Genomic DNA, 21003 nt, shown 5'->3' with positions numbered 1-21003 from the left:
GCGCGTCACAAGGAGTCGCCGCACAATTGGCCTTTTGACCTTGCCACGGTCGTCCCACCCTCAACCGATGCAGCAGCGCTGTGGAGTCACGCGTTTTGTCTTTGGATTCACCCACCCTTCCTGCGGTTTTGGTCGGCCCCATCTTGCGGCAATGTGGCCCCCTTCGCCTGCGCTTGTGGCTGGCTGTGAGCCAGCCCCTGGCTTTTCGCTTGCAACTGCACGCCCCCAACGCAGCGCCCCGCGAGGTGATTTTTCAACCTGGTGAACCGGGGTGCCAGTCGCTCAAAGCGGGTGCACGCTTGCACCATGTGCTGCTGGATTGGCGTCTAGACAGCCCATTGCCCTTGGACGTGTGGGTGGGCTATTCGCTGTCGACCCGCGCACTGGGGCTTGCCAATGCCCCCTGGCAAAACGTTTTGAGCGAAGGCGCGCAGCGCTGTTACCCCGGCAAGACAACGCTGGGTTTTGTCTTGGGGTCTCGGATTCGCAGCTTGCTGCACGGCTCTTGTAGAAAGCCACACCACCCGGGCGGCGATGGCTTGGCGCAAGCAGATCGCTTGTTGAGCCAACTGCTGGCGCAAAAGCTCAGCGACAGCACCTGTGCCCAAACCGCTCAGCAAGCCCTGGCCGATTGGCCCTCCCTGTTGATGCTCACGGGTGACCAGATCTATGCCGACGATGTGGCAGGGCCGATGCTGCGAGCCATTCACCAAGTGGTGGGCTTGCTGGGCTTGCCCGACGAGCGCCTGCCCTTGTGCGCATTGCCCAACATCTTGACCGCGCAAGCGCTCTATGCAGACACAAGCGTTTTGTACCGCCGAGAGACTTTGCTGCCCCAACACCCCGACAACCAAGCCTTGCTGGACGTGCTGTTTGGCGGTGTCAAAAAACCCATCTTCACCACCGACAGCGCACACAACCACCTGATCACCTTGGCTGAGGTGTTGGCCATGTACGCTTTGGTGTGGTCGCCGACGCTGTGGCCCTTGTTGGACCTCTCACCGCCGGCCTCGCTGCCGGCTCAGTTCCGGCAAAAGTACACCGATGAGCAACAAGCTTTGGCTGCGTTTTGTCAGGATTTGAGCGCGGTTCAACGCTTGATGGCGCACCTGCCAACGGCCATGATCTTTGATGACCACGACATCACCGACGACTGGAATTTGAGCCGCGAATGGGAAGAAGTGGCCTACGGTCACCCATTTTCACGGCGCGTGATTGGCAATGCTTTGCTGGGCTATTGGCTGCACCAAGGCTGGGGCAACAACAGCGACGCATTTGACGCCCCTTGGGTGGCGCAAGCCCAAGCGGCTTTGGACGCTGGCGGGGAATCGCCGCTAGACGACTTCATTGACAAACTGCTGCGGTTTGACCAATGGCACTTTGCTTGGCCCACCCGACCAGCTTTGGTGGTGCTGGATGGCAGAACCCACCGCTGGCGCTCTGAACTCGCGGCTCGACAGCCCTCAGGCCTGATGGATTGGGAGTCTTTGTCTGAGCTTCAGCAATCCTTAAAGGGCTTGCCCAGCGTGGTCTTGGTATCGCCCACGCCGATTTTTGGGGTCAAACTCATCGAAAGCATTCAACGCCTGTTCACTTGGTGGGGACAGCCGCTGATGGTGGATGCAGAAAACTGGATGGCCCATCGGGGTGCTGCGCATGCCATCATGAATCTGTTTCGGCAGCCCAAAACACCGCAACGCTTTGTGATTTTATCGGGCGATGTCCACTACGCCTTTGTCTACGACGTCGAGATGCGGGGCCGTTTGGGCGGCCCCGACATCTGGCAAATTTGCAGCAGCGGTTTGCGCAACAGCTTCCCAGACCGCTTGTTGCACGTGCTGGATGTGGCCAACCGTTGGCTGTATGCGCCGAATTCACCGCTCAATGGGTTCACACGCCGACGCCGCATGAAAATCACCCCCAGAAAACCCGAGGGCATGGCCCACGGCAGGCGTTTGCTCAATGGCTCGGGCATCGGTTGGGTGGAATTGGACGAACAGGGTGCGCCCTGGCGCATCCGTCAGTGCTTGGCCGATGGGCGCACGGTGGTGTTTTCGCGCCAAGAAACCGATTCGCGCTGGGAATGATCCTTGCGCGCCAACTGCTAAGGCAGCACGCGGTCGATCACCAGCTTCACATCCTGCGTCCCAACCGCCACACCCACGAGCCGACCCTCCAGATCGCCAGACTGAGCGATGGGGTTGCCCGACGCAGAAACGCGCGCCAACAGCACCACTTCCTTGTGTTTGGAAAGCGTGTTGGCAGGGTTCATGGCCATGCTGTCGTCCAATCGGAACTGCAGCGGAAACACCCCCCCTGCGACCCGCGCTGCGGCCACTGGCGGGCCACTCTCGCCAGCGCGCGCGATCAGGTAGATGGTGCTTTGCACGCCCACCCGAGATTGGAGCGCTTGCGCCACCTCCACCATGCCTGACACACTGACCTGGGTGTTGGCCTGGGGGTTGGCCAAAGGAGCGGCAAGCTGTGCCGTCACCCCCTGGCTGTTGCCGCGGTCGGTGGCGGGCTGGGCACCGGTCACCTGGGCCGCCCCGCCGAGTTCGGCCAATCGCTGGGCCTCGTTGCGCATTTTCAAGATCTCTTGGGCGTAGGGCATCTCGGGCGGCATCAGCCGCTGCAACCGGTCCAGAAACACCACGGCTTGGGCATACTGCTCGATTTGAAAGGCATGGATGCCCGACAGCTCCAGGCCTTTTTTGTCATCCGGGTCAGCTTGAAGGGCCTTGTTGACCATCTCCATGGGCTTGCCCGTCAGCTGCATGCCGCTGTTCATCGCCAGCGCTTCGGCGTAAGCGCTCATCACGGCGGGTTTGTTGGGTGACAGCGCCAAAGACTTTTCAGACGCCTGCAGCGCCTCGGGCCAGCGCGCCATCATGGCGTTGGCATTGGCCAGCGCTTCCCAAATCTCGGTATCGGTCGGGTTGGCCTGGGCACGTTCCTGCATGCGCTGAATCATTTGCAAAATGTCGGCTTCGGTCGGTTGCGCGGCCTGTGCGTTGGTGCTCTGCCCAGCTTGCGACATGGCGCTCAGCGCCCCCGGGTTGCCCAGCACGCTGTACAAGGCAATGGCAACAACAGGCAGCGTCGCGGCCAAGACCAAGCCCAGCCTGCGGCTGGCCACAGGCACGGCGGCACGGTCTTCGTGGGCCAAGGCGTCTTCTACGGCGCGGGTCTCCAGCTCCAGCTTGCTGTCCAAGAACTGTGCTTGTGACAGCTGGGTGTTGGCCAGCTCGGTGTGCAAATCCTTCATCTGATCGCGGTAAACGGCCAAATTGATATCGCGGCGCGCAGCTTTGCTGTGCGCCGCGTTGCGGCTGCGCATGAGGAAGGGCAACACAAAAGCCAAGGCAAGGGCCACGGCAGCGGCGACAGCAGCCCAAAAAAGGGTGACGGACCAAAACAAATTCATGGCTTATCTTCTAACAGGCGGGCAGCAGCCGCGATTTGAGCACTGGAAACCGGAGCGCCTTTGAAAGTGCGCCGCGCGCGCAGCGCCATGAACCAGACCAAGGCACCAAAGCCCAGAAACACAAAAGGACCGATCCACAAAAGATAAGTCAATGGCTTAAAGGGTGGACGAAACAACACAAAGTCACCGTAGCGGGCTGTCAAAAAGCCGATCACCTCCTGATCGGTCTTGCCAGCCTTCATCAGTTCGCGAATCTCTTGGCGCATGTCATTTGCCAACTCGGCCGGCGACTCCGACAAAGCTTCGTTTTGGCAGACCACGCAGCGCAGTTCGCGCGACAGCAAGCTCAAACGGGCTTCGAGCGCAGCATCGGCAAACAAGGGTTGCGCAGTCGGTGCCGTGCTCACCGCTGGTGAGGCTGTCAGGGCTGTTGGGGCTGGCTCGGCGAGCGCAGCAGGCAGGGCATATTCATTGGCCAACGACAACAAAGGCAGGAATAAAGTCAACACCAGGCTCAAGCCGCAGCGTTTCATGCAACTGGCCCTCATGTGCCCAGCTCCTTGAGTTTGGGTACAAACTTATTGCGCCACACATCGATGTCAATCGGCCCCACGTGTTTGAGCCGGACGGTGCCGGTGCCGTCGATGAGGTAGGTCTCCGGGGCTCCGGTGACACCCCAGTCCATGCCCACGCGGCCCGACAAGTCGTCTGGCACGGCCACGTAGGGGTTGCCGGTTTGCAAGAGCAGCTGTTCGGCATCGCGGCTCTTGTCCTTCCAGTTGAGCCCCACAATGGGCGGTGCTGTTCGGCTGTCGGCCAAGGCCATCAAAAGTGGGTGCTCAACCCGGCACGACACGCACCAGGGGGCCCAGACATTGAGCAGCCACACTTGGCCTTTCATGTCGGCGGAGCTGAAGGCCTTGTCGCTTTGGCCGACCACAGGCAGGGTGAACAAGGGCGCTGCTTTGCCAATGAAGGGTGAAGGGACTTCGCGTGGGTTGAGAAACAAGCCTTTGGCAAAAAAGCCCACCAACACGAAGAAAAAAACCAGTGGAAACCATCTTTTCATAACTCAAGCTCCCTGTGGCTTGGGTGCGTTGGGCGCACTCGGTGGCTTGGGTGTGTTCACGGCAATCGGCGCGTCAACTGGGGTCAGAGTGCCCGATGCCAATGGCGCACGCGCCTTGACACCGATCCGATAGCGCCGGTCAGACGCTGCCAAAAAGCCGCCCACCACCATGAACAAGGCGCCTAGCCACAACCAGTTGATGAAGGGCTTGTAGTACAAGCGAACGGCCCAACTGGTGAGCTCGTTGTTCAGGGGCTCCCCCAGCGAAACATACAGGTCGCTGAACAAACTGGGCCGAACCGAGGCCTCTGTCATCACCGAGCCTGAGCGGTTGTAGACGCGCTTGGCCGGGTACAGCGTGAACCGGTCTTCCCCGTCCTTGGACACAATGACGGTGCCACGGGTGGCCTCGTAGTTGGGGCCCGAGTAGTTTTCAATGCCTTTGAAAGTCAGGGTGTAACCCGCCATCTGGGCTTGCTCGCCGACGTTCATCCGCACGTCCAGCTCCTGTTCGTAGTTGACCACCATGGTGATGCCCGCCACGCCGATGGCCAAGCCCAGGTGCGCCAAATGCATGCCCCAAAATGCGCGCGGCAGGCTGAGCAGCTGGTTGGCGGTTTTGACGCGCTCGCGAAAGGCGATCAGCACCGACAGCGCGATCCAGGTCGACAGCCCCAGGCCCAGCACCGCCCAGGGCTTGTAGCCGTCCAGCGTCAGGGGCAGCAACAAGCCAGTGGCCATGGCCACCGCCAAGGCCCACTTCAGCCGTTGCAATACGTCAGGCACACTGTCGCCCTTCCAACGCATCAACGGGCCCACGCCCATCAAAAACAGCGCCGGCGTGATCAGGGGCACAAACACCGCATTGAAGTACGGCGGACCCACCGACAGCTTGCCCATGCCCAGCGCATCGATGAACAAGGGGTAAAGCGTGCCCAGCAGCACGGCGGCCACCGAGGCCACCATCACCACATTGTTGGCCAGCAGCATGGATTCGCGCGAAAACCAAGTGAAGGCCCCCCCGGCCACCATGCGGGGCGAACGCCAAGCAAACAAGGCCAGCGAGCCGCCCACCACCACCAGCATGAAGCCCAAGATGTAAGCCCCGCGCTGCGGATCGACGGCAAACGCGTGCACCGAAGACAACACGCCCGAGCGCACCAAGAAGGTGCCCAGCAGCGAGATCGAAAAGGTCATGAGCGCCAAAAGCACGGTCCACGCCTTGAAAGCACCGCGCTTTTCGGCCACCGCCAGCGAATGGATCAAGGCCGTGCCCGCCAGCCAAGGCATCAGAGAAGCATTTTCGACAGGGTCCCAAAACCACCAGCCGCCCCAGCCCAGTTCACGGTAGGCCCACCAACTGCCCAAGGCCACGCCCAAGGTGAGGAAAGCCCAGGCCACCGTGGCCCAAGGCCGAGACCAACGCGCCCAAGCCGCATCAAGCCGCCCCGACAACAAGGCCGCCACCGCAAAAGCAAACGCCACCGCAAAGCCAACATAGCCCATGTAAAGCATAGGGGGGTGGATGATCATGCCCCAGTCTTGCAGCAGCGGGTTCAGGTCGCTGCCCTCGGCAGGGCCGGGAAATTGACGCAAAAATGGGCTCGAAGTGATCAGCATCATGGACAAAAAGCCAACCGACACCAGGCCCAAAACACCCAGCACTCGGGCCACCATTTCTTCGGGTAAGGTGCGCGAAAAAACAGCGACTGCGATGGTCCAAACAGCCAATATGAGCGACCAAAACAGCAAGGACCCCTCGTGCGAGCCCCAAGTGGCCGTCCACTGGAAGAACATGGGCAAGTTGGAGTACGAGTTGCGCGCCACATTGATGACGGTGAAGTCATTGGTCAAAAACGCATAGACCAAGCACAAGTAGGCGATCAGGACAAAGGTGAACTGCCCGAAGGCCGCAGGCCGCGCCACCGCCATCCAAGTGAGGTTGCCGCGCTGAGCACCCCACAGCGGCAGCACCGATTGGATGACAGCCAGCAGCAAAGCCAAAATAAGAGCAAAGGTGCCAATTTCGGGAATCATGTCAAAACTTTCAAGAAGGTCCGCGTAGCCGCTGGGTGGGTCAGTAGGAATTCAGGGTTTTCCCTGCTTCCTTGGCCTGCTCCAAAGCATGGGCGGCCTCGGGGGGCATGTAGTTTTCATCGTGTTTGGCCAGTACCCGGTTGGCGGTGAACGTGCCATCGGCCCCCAGCTTGCCGTCGGCGACCACGCCTTTGCCCTCAGCAAACAGATCGGGCAAGATGCCGGTGTAAACGGCAGGGATGATCCGAGCCGTGTCGGTGACCACAAAACGCGTGGTCAGACCATCGGCCTGTCGTTGGACGCTGCCCTGCTGCACCAGACCGCCAATGCGAAACACCCGGTCAACCGGTGCTTTGCCTTGGTGCACATCGGTGGGCGAAAAGAAAAACACCAGGTTCGACTGAAAAGCATTGAGCACCAACGCAGTCGCGCCGCCCAGACCCAGCAAAGCGACCGCGATGATGGAGAGTTTTTTGTACCGAGATTTCATGCTTGTGATTCCTCTTGTGATGCATCCCATTGCTGCATGCGCGCCAGACGGCGGCGAGATTGACCGACCGAGCGCCTGAGCCAAACAACTTCGGCCAGGACACAAATCGCCGTGACACCAAAGGCGCTCCAGACGAAAAAGCCCCGCCCCCCCATGTTCCAAAAATCTGACCAACTGGCCCATTCCATATCAAGACTCCTTCACCAGCATGTCATTGACCCATTCGGTTTTGCGCTCGCGCTCCAAAATGATGCGGCGCACCCGCACCAAACTCACCGCGATGGTGTAAGCCCAAGCGGCGAAGGTCATGGTCATCATGCCCTGCAGCATGGTAGCGGCCATTTTGGGGGCGTGCGTAAAACCAACCGTAGAACCCTGATGCAGGGTGTTCCACCAGATCACCGAAAAATAGATGATAGGCACATTGACCACGCCAATCAGGGTCAACAAGGCCCCGGCGCGGTCGCTGCGCTTGACGTCGTCGATCGCTGACCACAGCGCCAGCGTGCCGATGTACAGGAAAAGCAAAATCAAAGTCGAGGTCAGGCGCGCGTCCCAAACCCACCAAGTGCCCCACATGGGCTTGCCCCAGACCGCCCCCGTCCACAGCGCGACAAAGGTCAGCATGGCCCCGGTGGGTGCCAGGGCCCGCATCATCAAAAATGGCAAGCGTGCATTGAAGGCCAAACCGATGGCCCCCCAAAACGCCATGACCAAATAGATCACCATGCCCATCCAGGCTGCGGGCACGTGGATGAAGATGATGCGGTAGGCCTCGCCCTGCTGGAAATCGGTGGGGGCCACAAAAAAGCCGATGTACAAGCCCAGCAAAGACAAAATGCCCGCCACCCATGCGGCCCAGGGGATGAGCTTGCCCGCCAGAGGGTAGAAGGTGGCGGGGGATGCGTAGTGAAAAAATTTCATTCCAAAGACACTCTCAAGGAAGCGGCTGCGATCCAAGGGGCAACCAACAAGGACACCAACAAAAAAGCACCCAGCAGCGACAGGTGCGCCTGGGCACCCGTGCCCGCCAGAACGCCATCCACGGCACCTGAGCCAAAAATCAATGCAGGCACGTACAGGGGCAAAATCAGCAAGGTCAGCAACACGCCACCGCCGCGCAAACCCAGCGTCAGCGCCGCACCCGCAGCGCCCAACAAAGACAAAATCGGCGTACCCAAGAGCAAAGAAAACACCAGCACCCCAATAGCCTCCCAAGGCAAGTTGAACTGAATGCCCAGCACGGGCGTGATCAACAACAAGGGAATGCCGTAAACCAACCAATGGGCCGCGGCCTTGCCCAGCACCAAAAGCACACAAGAGGCGGGCGAGAGCACCATCTGCTCCAAGCTGCCGTCGCGGTGGTCGTCTTCAAACAGTCGGGTCAAAGACAGCAAAGAAGCCAAGCTGGCAGCCACCCACAAAACGCCCGGGCCGATGCGCTGGAGCAACTCGGGCTCGGGCCCCACGCCCAGTGGAAACAGGCTGGCGACCATGACAAAGAAAAACACCGCCAACAGCCAGTCGCTGCGCCGCCTTGCGGCCAAGGTGAGGTCGCGCAGCAGAACGCTCCAAAAAAAGTAAACCATCACACTAGCTTTCTGCTGCAAAGCCATGCGGTGTGGCCGCTTGACCTAGCAGCAGGCGCTGTACGTTAAAGCCGTCCAAATTCATCATCTGGTGGGTGGTGGTCACCACCATGCCGCCAGCGTTGAGGTGCTCACGGATCAGGCCCTCCACCAAAGCCACGGCGTGCACGTCCAGGCCCGTGAGGGGTTCGTCCAAAATCCAAAGGCTGGCACCTGCGAGCAACAAAGCGGTCAAGGCGACGCGGCGGCGTTGACCGAACGACAGGGCGCGGCAAGGCATGTCCAAGCAGCGGGACAGGCCCAAGCGCTGGAGCGTTTCCACCGCCTGGCCATGCGCAAAGGGTCGGTTGTGCAATGCGCCATGGAAACGCAGGTTCTCCACCGGATTGAGTTCGTCTTTGATGCCATTGGCATGGGCCAAGTAGGCCATTTCGCGGTAGTAACTGTTGCGGCACTGGGCAATGGGCTGACCGCGCCAACGCACCTCACCCTCGTCCGGCCTGCCAAGGCCTGTCAACAAGCGCAGCAAACTGGTTTTGCCCTGACCGTTACCGCCTTGGACCAGCAACAGTTGCGCTTGGCTCAGGTTAAAGTTCAAGCCCTTGAACAGCAAACGCTCACTGCGTTCGCATGCCAAATCATGGACAGAAAGAGGCGGGGCCAGCAAAGGGGCGGTCATCAAAAGTGCTTCGTCAGCGTGGGGCTTAAAAAAATACCCTAGGGACTACGTGAGAACCCGGGCAGCTCGAAAGACGCTATTTTAGATTTTCTTCACAATCAACTGTCGCATCCCGCATTAACCCTTCACCGAATCGGCCCAGCATGGACTGCATGCGCCTGGCCATTTGTTTTTTTGTTCGAGACCCAAGCCCATGACAAGCGCGCAACAACCAGGACTTCTCCGCTGGCACAAATGGCTGATTTACACAGCCATCACGGTTGGCGTGCTGGCGCTGGTTTGGAGCCAATTGCCACGCAGCCCTTACTCAACCGACTTGACACGCATTGGCCAAGGACAACCGGCGCTGGTGTTGGCCTACGACATCCAATCCATGGGGGGCATGGCGGTGATGGCCATGATGGATGACTTGCGGGAAGAATACGCCGATCGCATCGCCTTTTTGGTCGCCCCATTGGGTGCCCCGCATGGCCAGGCCTTTGGCCGTCGCTTTGAGGCGGACAATGGCTCGGTGGTGTTGTTTTCAGCCACGGGAGCTGCCACTGAGACGGTTCATTTGCCTCAAAACACCGCCGAACTGAAGAAAGAACTGGACAAATTGCTGGCACGGCCAGTTGAATAAGCGGGGCTCCAGCGACCAGCTGCACAGCGCAGCCGATCAGGCGGCAAGCCTGCATCAAACGCTGTTTTTGGCTTCGCGTTGGCGAATGCGTTGGCGTCGGCTCCAACGGGTTTTGAGCACCCAGATCACGCTCACCAGCAGGTAAACCAAGACCCCAAACACACAGGCCAAAATCAGCAAGCCCACAGCCAAAGGCTTGCCAACGGTGGTCATTTTCTTGAACCACCTCGAAACGCCCTCGGTCCAGGTGCGATCGGCCACACTGTCCTTGGCCTCCACAGCCTGGAGCGCCTCAGGCAGTTTTGCCGAATCTTGCCCCAAAACCCACACGCCCAAGTGGTAAGCACCGTAGTACACCGGTCCAAAAGTCACGGGATTGGTGACCAAGGTGCTGGCCACGGCCATGGGCACATTGGCGCGCAAAACAACCGCCATCGTGGCCGAAAATGGGATCTGCGCGATGGGGATGAGCAAACCGAAGAACACGCCCAAAGCCATGCCCAAAGCAATGCCCTTGCGACTGAAGTGCCAAAGCCGAGGGTGATTGAGAACAGGACCCATCCACCGCAGCCAACGATTTTGGCGAACGGTGTCGGCAGAGGGCAACCAGGCTTTGATTCGATTTTTCATCGATGGCGATTGTCTTCGATAAACAGGCCGCGCAGCGAAACAGTCGCCATATCGGCCCCAGGAGCCGCATGAATAACCGCTGCTTGTCGCGGTGCCTTGCGCGTCAAGCCAATCTCAGCCGGTTTGGCGCAGCTGGTTGGCCATGGACAGCTGCAGCAGCAGTGCGCGAAAGACGATGCGGTTGATGTCCGACTCTTTGGACAGCACTTGCTGCAAGCCAGTGGCCGTCAGCGCCATGCAGACCGTGGGCTCTTTGGCCCGTGCGGTGGCACTGCGCACGCCACCGGCCAACACCGCCTGCTCGCCAAAGGGCTGGCCAGCCGTCAAGGTGGCAAACACCTGGCCGGTTTTGCTGTCCAGCAACTCCACCGTGCCTTGCTTGATGATGTAGAACTTGTCTGCCTTTTGGCCTGCCTCAAACAAATGGGCGCCTGCCGCAAAACTGGTTTCAACAAAGCCGCTCATTTCAAGGACTCCGGTACCGCGTTGAGGTTGAGGATGCGCATCACGGTGTTGCGGTTGATGCCGCGCAAACCCGGGTGAAAACTGCCTATGCCCTTGAGGGCTTTGAAAACTGGAATCACGCTGGCGGTGACCACCGTGACTGCCGTGGCCGTCATGTTGTGCGGCACACCGGCCAGGCCAGCGGCCAGCCCCAGCACAGCGCCTGGCCCCACCCGGTAACGCACGCCCTCGGTCTGTAACTCCAACTCGCCCTGGCGCACCACATAAGCCTCACTCGCTGGTTGGCCCGCCACACACAGATTGCGGCCCGGCATGAAGGCGGCCGAGTCCAAAGACAACTCACTGACCAGCTGGTAGTACAGGCGGTCCTCGCTGCTCAAACCGTGGCGCACATAGGCGTCCATGGCCTCATGGGAATAGGGCGACAAAGTGCCCATGGCCGCCACTTTGGCCAGGTTCACAGAAAAATTCATGGGTTGCTCTCTCAAAACAATCAACTGAAAAGCTCAAGGCCAGGCAATCAAGGCCACACATTTAAAACAACTGCTGCTGCACTTGCTCGGGCAGGCCCAAGGCCAGCGCAGCAGGGCTGGAAAACCGCACCGAACGCAAAAACTGAAGCCGCCCCGCCGGGCTGGCCACCACCGCATGGGCGGCCACGCCCGCACGCTGCCACTCTTGGGCCAAAGCCTGGCTCAGCCCAGGGCCAAAGCGCGTGCTGGCGCTGAGCAAAATGTCGGCCTCGTTGAGCAGCACCTGGCACCACGGCAAGGTCCAGTCAAAGGCCTGGCTGGCCACACGCAGGTGGTTGGCCTGCACGGTCAGAGGGTCGGTGTGCAAGATCAGCGACTCGATGCGCCCGCGCCAAGGCTGTGGCAAGGCGCTGGTGTGCTCGGCCAGCGCTTGCCAAGACCGGCTCTCCAGCTCAAAGGGCTGCGAGTTGGTGCCGCCCGGGTGGCCAAAATCATGCGCCACGGCAGCCGCCAAACAGGCCGCCGCCCAAGGTCTGGCCGCCGGCTGAGCAGTAGCCTGCTGGCCATGCAGCAAGGCCGTGACCGTGAGCATCACGTCGGCCGTGTGCAGGCGGTTGTGGTAGGCCGGCTCCAGGCCTTCAGGCCAGTTGAGCCCCAAGGCCTCCATGTCTTGGGCCACCGCCTGAACAAAGCGCAGCATGGCGGCCACATCCTCATGGACAGGCCCTTGCACTTCAAGCTGTGCAAGTCCCAGGCTTTGGCTGCAGGCCTGGGCAATGACGGGCAGCCCGGGCCAGCTCGCCCGCGCCTGCGCGCAAGCTTGGGCCAGGCTGTCAAAGCCGACTGGGGGTGTCAAACTAAAAGCGTTCATTGCAAGCTGGCCGCAGGGGCCTCCATGTCTTCTGGGGGGGTATGCACAAAAAAAGTTTCCAGCTCGCCAATGCCCTTGACACTCACACTGCCTCTGGCCTCGAGCGCAAAACGCTGGCCCAAGAGCAGCGCGGTCGAGGGCGAGACGTGAATTCGCCCCGGCGTGCCGGTGGACTCCATGCGGCTGGCAATGTTGACCGTGTTGCCCCACAGGTCGTAGGTGAACTTGTGCATGCCAATCACGCCGGCCACCACCGGCCCGCTGTTCACACCCACCCGAATTTGCAGCTGCGTGCCGTGCTGGCGGTTGATCTCCTCCATGGCCTCGAGCATGGCAAAACCGGCCTGGACCACGGCCACCGCATGGTCTGCGCGCGGCTCGGGCACGCCGCCCACCAGCATGTAGCAGTCGCCAATGGTTTTGATTTTTTCCACGCCGATTTCACCCACGATGGCGTCAAAACTTGAAAAAATTTTGTCCAAGATCTCCACCAAGTGCGGCGCCGACAGCCCCTTGGACAGCTGGGTGAAACCCACCAAATCGGCAAACAGCACCGAGACCTCGGCATGCGCATCGGCGATGCGTTTTTCGCCCGCCTTCAGACGCTGCGAGACCGAGCGGGGCAAGATGTTGAGCAGCAGGTTTTCGGTTTTTTCCTGCTCTTGCTCGAGCTGCGCGTGCTGGGCTTGGAGCTGCTGGCGGCGCAGTTGCTCCATGTCGCGCAGGCGCTTTTTTTCTATAGAAGAAGTCAAGCGCGCTTTGAGCAGCACTTGGCTGAAGGGTTTGGGCAGGTAATCGTCGGCGCCCATTTCAATGCAGCGCACCACGTCGTCAATGTCTTGCCCGCCTGAAATCACAATGACTGGAAAGCCCCTGAGCTGCGGGTGTTGCTGCATTTGTGCGAGCACCTCCAGGCCGGTCATCTCGGGCATTTCCACGTCCAGCAGCATCAAATCAAAGGGCTCGGCCTGCAGCCGCTCCAGCGCTTGACGGCCGTGGCTGGCCTCCTCAATGAAGCGCACACCAATTTGTTTGAGTGAACGTGAGATGCCCATGCGCATCATTTTGCTGTCGTCCACCACCAGCAAGCGGGCGTCTTGCAGCATCTGGGCCACCCGCTCTTGCGCCAGCAAGGCGTTGGCGGGCTCGCTGTTCAGCGCCAAGGTGTCTGTAGGTGTCATGGTCTCAAGCTCCCACCAGGCTCAGGTGTTCCATCACGGCCTGCGGCATGCGCTCAATCGGCACCGATTGATCGACCACGCCCAGCTGCACCGCCGCGCGCGGCATGCCGTAAATCACGCAGCTGTCTTCATGCTCAGCCAGGTTGATGCCACCGGCCCGCCGCACGGCCTGCATGCCCAAAGCGCCGTCGCTGCCCATGCCGGTGAGCAGCACCGCCAGGGTGTGTTTGCCCGCCAGCTCGGCGGCCGAGCGAAACAACAAGTCCACCGCCGGCCGGCAGTAGTGCACCGGCGGGCTTTGCACCAAGCGTGTGCGGTAGCTGCCGGGCACGCCCGCCACCAGCAGGTGAAAGTTGCCAGGCGCCATCAGACACTGGCCGGGCAAGATGGGCTCGTCATGCACCGCCTCGCGCACCTGGTAGCCGCACAGTTGGTTCAGCCGGTCGGCCACGGCCTTGGAGAAAAAGGCCGGGATGTGCTGCACCACCAAAATGGGCGGCAAGCCTGCAGGCAAACCGGGCAAGAGCTGGCTCAAGGCTTCCACGCCGCCGGTAGAAGCCCCCACCACAATCAAGCGTTTGTCGTGGCGGCCCAGCATGGCCACAGGGGCGGGCCCCTGGGACACAGCGCGCGCCACGGGCGCACTGGCCGCCGGCCGAAAGCGCTTTTTGGCGGCGTGCGCGGCCTTGATGTGAAAGGCCAGCTTGCCCGCCAGCGCGCCAATGGACATGCTGCCGTCGGGCTTGGCCAGCACCTCAGAGGCGCCAGCGTCCATGGCGTCGAGCGCAATTTGCGAGCCTTGCTGCGTGAGCGAGCTGACCACCACCACGGCCACGGGCGAGCGCTCTTTTTGCAGCTGACGCAAATAGGTCAGCCCGTCCATGCGCGGCATCTCCATGTCCAGCGTCATCACGTCGGGCTGCAAGCGGGCCACCTTGTCCATGGCGATCAGCGGGTCGTTGGCCACGCCCACCACCTCAATGTCGGGGTCGTGCGCGAGCGTGTCGCTGATGGTTTTTCGCACCATCGCGGAGTCGTCCACCACAAGTACTTTGATTGGCAAGGCGTGCTCCAAGAATTTCAAGCCGATAGGGGTTTTTGAAAAATGCCGTTGCCCAGACTGCGCAAGGGGTGCTGGATGCGCAGCAAACTGTCGGAGTGGCCGGCCACCAAATAGCCGCCGGGCTCCAGTGTGTCGTGCAGGCGCTGCACCAGTTGCGCCTGCGAGGCGGGCTCGAAATAAATCATCACGTTGCGGCAAAACACCACATGCTGCGGCTGCGCAATGGGGTGCAGCTGGCCAAACAAGTTCAGGCGCTGAAAGTGCACCTTGTCCGTCAGCTCGGGCTTGACCTTGCAAAAGCCCTCGTAGGGACCGCTGCCTTTTTGAAAGTACTTCTCCAGCAGCCCCGCTTGCGGCAGGTTCAAGCGCTCGTGCTCGTAAATGGCTTGCGCCGCTGTGCGCAAGGCGCGGTGCGAAATGTCGGTGCCCTCGATCTGCCAGCGCAAATCGGCCTGGTGGCGCTGGGCATACTCGGCCAACACAATGGCCAGCGTGAAGACCTCTTCGCCACTGGAGCAACCGGCCGACCAGCAGCGCAGCCCACGCTTGGCCGTGGGGCTGCGGGCCAGCAAAGCGCCCAGCAGATCGGCCTGCAAAATTTCAAACTGAACGGCCTCGCGAAAAAAATGCGTGTGGTTGGTGGCCACCAGGTCGATCAACATGTCCATCTCGTCCGGCCCTTGCTGCGTCAGCCAGGCGAGGTAATCGTCCCAGCTGCTGAGTTCCAACTCCCGGCGGCGTTTGCCCAAGCGGCTGCTCAGCATGTTGAGCTTGTTGGGCGTGAGGTGAATGCGGCTGTGCTGATGGATCAAGGCGCACAGGCGGTCGAACACCTCAGCCGACATCGGCCGGTCTGCTGGCGCGTGGACAGGGACTGTGGCCTGGTTCACTGCTTAAAAGTCCTTGAAGTGGCGCTCGGCACCCGCCTCGGGTGCACCCAGCTGGGGCTTGCCGCTTGGCGACGCGTCGTGGTTGCTGTAGGACCGGTCCATGCTGACCTGGCCCACCGGGCCGCGCGGCTGGCGGTGAACCCGGCGCGCGGCCGTCGGGGCAGCGCCGCCATTGTCCTCGTGCTCGCGCTCGGCGGCGTTGCGCTGCAGTTTAAAGCCCACCACCTTGATGCCGCGCTCCACCAAGGCCTCGGCCTCGCGGGCCTGGTCATAGGTTTGCTCTGCAGCGAGTGCAATTTGCCCAGCGCTGTCGGCCGCGTCTTGCGCCACCTTGCTCATTTGCTCAATGGCAATGCCCACATGCTCAATGCCTTGGGCCTGCTCGCGCGAGGCCATGGTGATTTCAGCGACCAAGGCATCGGTGCGGGCAATTTTGCTTTCAATCTGGCTGAGCGACTCCTGCACCCGCTGCAAGGACGCTGCACCCGTGCGGCTGCTGCGCAGGGAAGCCTCGATTTTTTCGGCCGACTCGTGCGCCGCCGTGGCGCTGCGCTGGGCCAGCGAGCGCACCTCGTCGGCCACCACAGCGAAACCGGCGCCTGCCTCGCCAGCGCGGGCGGCTTCCACCGCCGCATTGAGCGCCAAAATGTTGGTTTGAAAGGCGATCTCGTCGATGCTTTTGACGATCTTGGCCACATCGCTGCTGGAGCGCTCGATCGCGTCCATGGCCACCGTCATTTGCGTCATGTTGCTCACGCCCTCTTGCGCCGAGGCCCGGGTTTCTGAGGCCAGCTGCTTGGCCTGCTCGGCGTTGTTGGCCGTGGAGTGGATCATGCTGGAGACTTCTTCGAGCGATGCGCTGGTCTCCTCAATGGCGGCGGCTTGCTCGTTGGCGCCTTGCGCCAGTTTTTGGCTGGCCAGCGTGAGTTGGCTGGAAGCCCGGCGGCTTTTTTCTGTACCCTCATGAATGAGTCGGGCCACGCTGGTCAGGGGCTTGATGGACACCCGGTAAGCGACCCAGGCCAAGAGCAGTCCTATCACCAGACCGCCGATGGCCAAGGCCACGATGCTCCAGACCACCTGACTTTGAATCTGCTCGGCTTTTTCCAGCGTCTCCCGGGTGCTCTCATTGGTCTTGGCCACCAAAATATCGACGGCACTGCGATGCTCTTCGTAGGCCTTGACCATCTGGTCGTACTCATTGCGAATCTTGGTCGGATCGCCGGCATCGAGAATGGGCAGGAAGTTCTGTGTGAGGATGCTGAAGTAGCGGCGAACCGGCTTGTCCGAGGCCTCCAGCAGAGGCAACAGGCGCGGGTCAGTCAGCGCGCCCTTGGCAAACTGTGCATAGGTTTCGTTGTACTCCTTCATCAGTCGTGGTGCGCTTTCGACCAGGCGCTTGCCCTCGCCTTCGCTGCTGATCTTGGTGGAGCCATTGGTCTGAAATACAGTGACCATGGCACTGGTCACCATGTAGTGGGTCTCAATCAGGTAAGCAGGCGGCGGCAGCACGGCGGCCAGCAGGTCTTTTTCGTGCGCAATCTGGTTGTAGAGCTGGCCGCCAATGCGGATGGGCTCGGTCAGCACATAACTCAAGCTTGGGATACCGGCCAGGCTGCCTAGAAACAGCACAGCAAAGCCGGCGACGAGTTTTTTCAAGTTCAACATGGTTCAGGCCCTTTAAAGAGTCGTGTTCAAAGTTCAGCTGAGCGTGTGTGCAGAGCGCGCACGTCGATCTGCCCCACAAAACCCAGCAGACGGTCGATGTCGAGCAGCGTTTTGACCTGCCCCCGGGTTTTGGCCATGCCCACAATGAAACGCGCGTCCACGGCATCGCCAAAGTCGGGCGGGGGCTCGAGGTCGTCGCTTTGAAACTGCGAGACCTCCTCCACCACGTCCACAATCATCCCGGTCAGGCGGCTGGCGCCGTCGGGCTCTTCGACCTGCACCACGACGATGCAGATGCGCTCGGTGTCCTCGGCTGCGCCCAAGCCAAAGCGCTCGCGCAAATCCACCACGGGTACGATCTTGCCGCGCAGGTTGATGACACCTTTGATGTAGGCGGGCATGCGCGGCACCGGCGTGACCGGGCACAGCCGCATGATTTCTCTGACCTTGAGCACCGGCACGCTGTAGCGCTCTTGGGCCACGGCAAAGGTCAGGTACTTGCCTGCGCGGGGCAGGCTTTGGGTGAGCGTCATGGTGAAGAGGCCTTTGACTGAATGTGAAGGAAGGCGTTCATGGCACCGCCTCGGCAACGCTGCCCAACTGGCTGATCGCCTCGGGGTCGATGATGAGGGCCACCCGGCCGTCGCCCAAGATGGCCGCGCCCGACATGCCCCGCTGGTGCTTGAAGGTCTGGCCCAGCGACTTGATGACCACCTCTTGCTTGCCAATGAGGCTGTCCACCAACAAGGCGCGGCTGCGCACGCCCGAGTCCACCACCATCACGATGCCCTCGCAGGGGTCGCGCACCTGGCTGACCAGGCCCAGCTTGTCCGACAGGCGGACCAAGGGAATGAGCTTGTCGCGCACCCGGATCAGCTCGCCCTTGCCTTGCACGGTGCTGACCATGTTCGGCTGGGGCCGCAAAGACTCGCGGATGGTCAGCGTGGGCACAATAAAACGCTCTTGGCCCACGCCCACCAGCATGCCGTCGATGATGGCCAGGGTCAGGGGCAAGAAAATCTCAAAAGTGGTGCCCGCACCGGGTGCCGAGGTGATGTCAATGCGCCCGCGCAGCCGGGCGATGTTGCCGCGCACCACGTCCATGCCCACGCCCCGGCCTGAGATGTCGGTGACCGCCTCGGCTGTAGAGAAACCAGGTAAAAAAATCAGGTTGAAAATGCTCTTGTCGGTGGGCGCGTCGTCGGCGGTGATCAGGCCTTTTTGCAAGGCTTTTTTCAAAATGCGCTGCGTGTCCAGGCCCCGGCCGTCGTCGCGCATGCGGATCAAAATGCCGCCGCCTTGGTGGGTGGCATGCAACTCAATACTGCCTTGCGCGCTTTTGCCCGCCGCCAGCCGGTCGGCAGGCGACTCAATGCCGTGGTCCACGGCGTTGCGCATCATGTGCAGCAGCGGGTCGGCCAGCTCTTCGACGATGTTGCGGTCCAGCTCGGTGTCTTCGCCGCTCAAGATCAGCTGCACTTGTTTGTGCTGCGCTGCGGCCAAATCGCGCACCAGGCGGTTCATTTTTTGGAAGGTCGAGCGAATCGGCACCATGCGCAAAGACATGGCATTGCGCTGCAAGTCGGTGGTGATGCGCGAGAGCTGGCGCAAATGGCGGTCCAGCTCGCGGTCGCGCAGCTGCTGCACCAAGCTGTGCTGCACCACCATGGACTGCGCAATCACCAACTCGCCCATGAGGTCCACCAGCGCATCGAGCTTGTGGGTGTCGAGCTTGACGAAATTGGCCAGCGCCTCGTTGCGTGCCGCCTTGCCGGTGCTGGCCATTTGGGCTGGTCGGCCTGCTGCGGCTGCTTTGTCGGGTCCTGCGGCTGGCACAGGTTTGGCAAGCGCAGGCACCGCCAACACCGGGTTTTCCGCCACGGCGGGCAGCGCTTCGGCCACTTCGGGCGGCTGCGGCAAGGCCACAGGCTCGGCCTGGGCCAGCTGAGGCGACAACTCGGGCGGCGCCGTGAGGGTCGGCTGCCCGGGCAGCGCAAGCCCGGTGGCGGCAAAGACCGTGGGTGGCGCAGTGGGTGTGGTGCTCGCCACCGAGGCCAAAGCTGCCGGTGCAGCTTCGCCCGCCAAGCAAGCCTCAATGCGCTGCAGCAGCTCGGCGGTGGCCACAAAAATGGCCTGCCCCCGGTCTTCGCCTGCCAGCTGCCGGGCGATGGCGCTGACGTATTTTTGCAAGGCGTCGCCGCCCGCCAATATGACGTCGATCACCGTTTGATCGATGGGCAGCTGGTCTTTGCGGGCCGCGTCCAGCAGGGACTCCAAATGGTGGGCCAGCAGCTGAATGGGCGCAATGCCTAAAAAACCCGCCCCGCCCTTGAAGGTGTGAAAGGCCCGGAACACCTGGTTGAGCGTGTCTTTGTGGCGGGGCTTGTCCTCCAACACCAGCACACCTTGCTCCACCTGAATGAGCAGGTCGCGGCCTTCGTTGCAAAACTCGTTGAGCAACTCCAAGTCGTCGTCAGGGCCTATGAAAAAGCGGCCCACATCGTCTTCGGTTGCGGCTTGAGCTGCAGCCTGAGCGGCTGGCGCAGCTTGGACCGACGCTGTGTGCACGCTCGGCTGAGCCAAAGCGCTGGCCTCTGGCGCAGACTGGACGCCGTACAAAGCATTGGCCATGCGCTCGAAAGCCGTTTGCAGCTTCTCCAGCTGCGGCGGGGCCAAGCCCGCGCCCCCCGCAGGCTGGCACAGCGCCAGGCACTGCGCCAGCGCTTGCATGGCATCGGCCGACGCCGTGACCGACGGCAGCTGCTGGAGCTGGCCCAATGCAGCCGCCATCACCACCAAGCCTCGGGCGCTGTCGGGCGACAAAAAGGCCATTTCGGTGGCCAATTCCTGCAGCAATGCGTCGACATGTAAATTTGTCATAAGTAACTATTATATAGATTTTTTCGCTTAAAATCTTAAATTTGACAATATTTGAACGTTAATGAGGACGTTTTTTCCACAAAATGCCCTGAAACCTAGCCAATTGAGGTTTTTTGACCACAAGAAAGCCCGATCAGTCGTTCTAAATTTGTTGTTTTTTGTGATTTTTCATACCAAACCCATCACTTCAAATGCAGGCACTTGTCAAAGGCCACACATCTGCGCTCTCCATTCAAATAGGAGCGGCCTCCGGCCGCGATGGGTTTGCCGGGGCTCTTTCGCGGTCAGAGACCGCTCCCACCCAGCTTCGAGCCAAGAGCGGCAACCCACAGCAATGGCTCTTGGTAGGATCGGCCTTTGGCCGCGATAGATTTGCCGGGGCCCTTTCGCGGTCAGAGACCGCTCCCACCCAGCTTCGAGCTAGGAGCGGCAACCCACAGCAATGGCTCTTGACAGGATCGGCCTCCGGCCGCGATGGGTTTGCTGGGGCGCTTTAGCGGTCAGAGACCGCTCCTCAGCTTCTCTCTTGGAGCGTCACCCCCCAATCGGTTCATCACTTGCAAACCAGTGCTGTCACACACGCAGAAATTTTGACAGTAACGCCCTTTTGCCTGCTGGAAAACGCCACCAAGCCATGACGCTCGCAGCCAGCCAATTTTTGAAGAAGACTTCGTTGGCCGTGTGTTGACTTCGGCGGTCTTGCTGTGACGCAATACGCCATGGTCAGAGCACAAAGCCAGTTGGCAGGCAGACCCATAGACACAGCTAAAGCGCAAATCGCCGCTATTGCTTTGGCCGTCAACTTGACCCTTGTTACGCGTAAAACCAAAGACTGTGAAGGTATCGATGGTTTGACTGGGCGGATTCAAAAGTGAAGTGCAACACCTGCAAACCCTGTAAGGTCCGAAGATGCAAATCACTCCATTGAAACACTACAAACAGATCCAACCCGAAGAGCGCGTGACTCTC

General features: G+C 60.9%; 21 protein-coding genes. 2 read left to right on the top strand and 19 right to left on the bottom strand.

Annotated features, from left to right (window positions below):
• Positions 1 to 80: 80 nt before the first annotated feature.
• Complete coding sequence (locus ACIQ39_RS05520) at positions 81 to 2087, top strand: alkaline phosphatase D family protein (RefSeq protein ID WP_396433607.1); 2007 nt, start codon at positions 81 to 83, stop codon at positions 2085 to 2087.
• A gap of 17 nt (positions 2088 to 2104) precedes the next feature.
• Here ACIQ39_RS05520 and ccmI read toward each other — a convergent pair whose 3' ends face one another.
• The 9 genes from ccmI to ccmA are packed head-to-tail and all read right to left on the bottom strand — an operon-like array spanning position 2105 to position 9291.
• Positions 2105 to 3427: a c-type cytochrome biogenesis protein CcmI gene (gene ccmI, locus ACIQ39_RS05515; protein ID WP_396433606.1), complete on the bottom strand. Its 1323-nt coding sequence runs from the start codon at positions 3425 to 3427 to the stop codon at positions 2105 to 2107.
• Positions 3424 to 3975 (bottom strand): cytochrome c-type biogenesis protein, encoded by a 552-nt coding sequence (locus tag ACIQ39_RS05510; RefSeq protein ID WP_396433605.1) that lies wholly within the window; start codon positions 3973 to 3975, stop codon positions 3424 to 3426. Before ACIQ39_RS05510 ends, ccmI begins: the two co-directional genes overlap by 4 nt.
• Positions 3972 to 4496, bottom strand: a complete 525-nt coding sequence (locus ACIQ39_RS05505) for a DsbE family thiol:disulfide interchange protein (protein ID WP_396433604.1) — start codon at positions 4494 to 4496, stop codon at positions 3972 to 3974. The genes ACIQ39_RS05510 and ACIQ39_RS05505 overlap by 4 nt, the downstream gene beginning before the upstream one ends.
• Before the next feature lie 3 nt (positions 4497 to 4499).
• Entirely contained in the window at positions 4500 to 6533 is a 2034-nt protein-coding gene (locus ACIQ39_RS05500) for a heme lyase CcmF/NrfE family subunit (protein ID WP_396433603.1), read from the bottom strand.
• A gap of 40 nt (positions 6534 to 6573) precedes the next feature.
• Positions 6574 to 7023 carry a cytochrome c maturation protein CcmE gene (gene ccmE, locus ACIQ39_RS05495; protein ID WP_396433602.1) on the bottom strand — a complete coding sequence of 150 codons (450 nt, stop codon included), beginning with the start codon at positions 7021 to 7023 and terminating at the stop codon, positions 6574 to 6576.
• Positions 7020 to 7178 (bottom strand): heme exporter protein CcmD, encoded by a 159-nt coding sequence (gene ccmD / locus ACIQ39_RS05490; RefSeq protein WP_396433622.1) that lies wholly within the window; start codon positions 7176 to 7178, stop codon positions 7020 to 7022. Before ccmD ends, ccmE begins: the two co-directional genes overlap by 4 nt.
• A gap of 34 nt (positions 7179 to 7212) precedes the next feature.
• Positions 7213 to 7947, bottom strand: a complete 735-nt coding sequence (gene ccmC / locus ACIQ39_RS05485) for a heme ABC transporter permease CcmC (protein ID WP_396433601.1) — start codon at positions 7945 to 7947, stop codon at positions 7213 to 7215.
• The gene (gene ccmB, locus ACIQ39_RS05480) at positions 7944 to 8612 is read right to left on the bottom strand and encodes a heme exporter protein CcmB (protein ID WP_396433600.1); all 669 of its coding nucleotides are present in this window, start codon (positions 8610 to 8612) and stop codon (positions 7944 to 7946) included. The genes ccmC and ccmB overlap by 4 nt, the downstream gene beginning before the upstream one ends.
• A 4-nt stretch (positions 8613 to 8616) precedes the next feature.
• A complete protein-coding gene (ccmA, locus tag ACIQ39_RS05475; RefSeq protein ID WP_396433599.1) occupies positions 8617 to 9291 on the bottom strand; it encodes a cytochrome c biogenesis heme-transporting ATPase CcmA in 675 nt (224 codons plus the stop codon).
• A 193-nt stretch (positions 9292 to 9484) separates the two neighbouring features.
• On the opposite strand from ccmA, the gene ACIQ39_RS05470 reads away from it, so the two are divergent.
• The gene (locus ACIQ39_RS05470; protein ID WP_396433598.1) at positions 9485 to 9913 is read left to right on the top strand and encodes a hypothetical protein; all 429 of its coding nucleotides are present in this window, start codon (positions 9485 to 9487) and stop codon (positions 9911 to 9913) included.
• A 54-nt stretch (positions 9914 to 9967) separates the two neighbouring features.
• Here ACIQ39_RS05470 and ACIQ39_RS05465 read toward each other — a convergent pair whose 3' ends face one another.
• The 10 genes from ACIQ39_RS05465 to ACIQ39_RS05420 all read right to left on the bottom strand — a co-directional run bounded on the left by ACIQ39_RS05465 (position 9968) and on the right by ACIQ39_RS05420 (position 20034).
• Positions 9968 to 10543: a DUF2062 domain-containing protein gene (locus ACIQ39_RS05465; protein WP_396433597.1), complete on the bottom strand. Its 576-nt coding sequence runs from the start codon at positions 10541 to 10543 to the stop codon at positions 9968 to 9970.
• A gap of 114 nt (positions 10544 to 10657) precedes the next feature.
• The gene (locus ACIQ39_RS05460; protein WP_396433596.1) at positions 10658 to 11008 is read right to left on the bottom strand and encodes a cyclic nucleotide-binding domain-containing protein; all 351 of its coding nucleotides are present in this window, start codon (positions 11006 to 11008) and stop codon (positions 10658 to 10660) included.
• Complete coding sequence (locus tag ACIQ39_RS05455) at positions 11005 to 11481, bottom strand: cyclic nucleotide-binding domain-containing protein (RefSeq protein WP_396433595.1); 477 nt, start codon at positions 11479 to 11481, stop codon at positions 11005 to 11007. The genes ACIQ39_RS05460 and ACIQ39_RS05455 overlap by 4 nt, the downstream gene beginning before the upstream one ends.
• Positions 11482 to 11542: 61 nt before the next feature.
• Positions 11543 to 12352, bottom strand: coding sequence for a hypothetical protein (locus ACIQ39_RS05450; protein ID WP_396433594.1), 810 nt, complete (start codon positions 12350 to 12352; stop codon positions 11543 to 11545).
• The gene (locus ACIQ39_RS05445) at positions 12349 to 13533 is read right to left on the bottom strand and encodes an adenylate/guanylate cyclase domain-containing protein (RefSeq protein WP_396433593.1); all 1185 of its coding nucleotides are present in this window, start codon (positions 13531 to 13533) and stop codon (positions 12349 to 12351) included. The genes ACIQ39_RS05450 and ACIQ39_RS05445 overlap by 4 nt, the downstream gene beginning before the upstream one ends.
• 4 nt (positions 13534 to 13537) lie before the next feature.
• Complete coding sequence (locus ACIQ39_RS05440; protein ID WP_396433592.1) at positions 13538 to 14596, bottom strand: chemotaxis response regulator protein-glutamate methylesterase; 1059 nt, start codon at positions 14594 to 14596, stop codon at positions 13538 to 13540.
• A gap of 17 nt (positions 14597 to 14613) precedes the next feature.
• Positions 14614 to 15486, bottom strand: a complete 873-nt coding sequence (locus ACIQ39_RS05435; RefSeq protein WP_396433591.1) for a CheR family methyltransferase — start codon at positions 15484 to 15486, stop codon at positions 14614 to 14616.
• 3 nt (positions 15487 to 15489) lie between these two features.
• Complete coding sequence (locus ACIQ39_RS05430) at positions 15490 to 17154, bottom strand: methyl-accepting chemotaxis protein (RefSeq protein WP_396433590.1); 1665 nt, start codon at positions 17152 to 17154, stop codon at positions 15490 to 15492.
• Positions 17155 to 17180: 26 nt separating this feature from the next.
• A complete protein-coding gene (locus ACIQ39_RS05425; RefSeq protein ID WP_396433589.1) occupies positions 17181 to 17687 on the bottom strand; it encodes a chemotaxis protein CheW in 507 nt (168 codons plus the stop codon).
• Between the two features lie 37 nt (positions 17688 to 17724).
• Entirely contained in the window at positions 17725 to 20034 is a 2310-nt protein-coding gene (locus tag ACIQ39_RS05420; RefSeq protein WP_396433588.1) for a chemotaxis protein CheA, read from the bottom strand.
• Between the last annotated feature and the right edge of the window lie 969 nt (positions 20035 to 21003).

It is taken from the genome of Limnohabitans sp. (assembly GCF_044361645.1).
Classification (GTDB): Bacteria; Pseudomonadota; Gammaproteobacteria; order Burkholderiales; family Burkholderiaceae_C; genus Limnohabitans_A.
The sequence above is the reverse complement of the archived record's forward strand: the minus strand, read 5'-3'. Positions and strand labels throughout refer to the sequence as shown.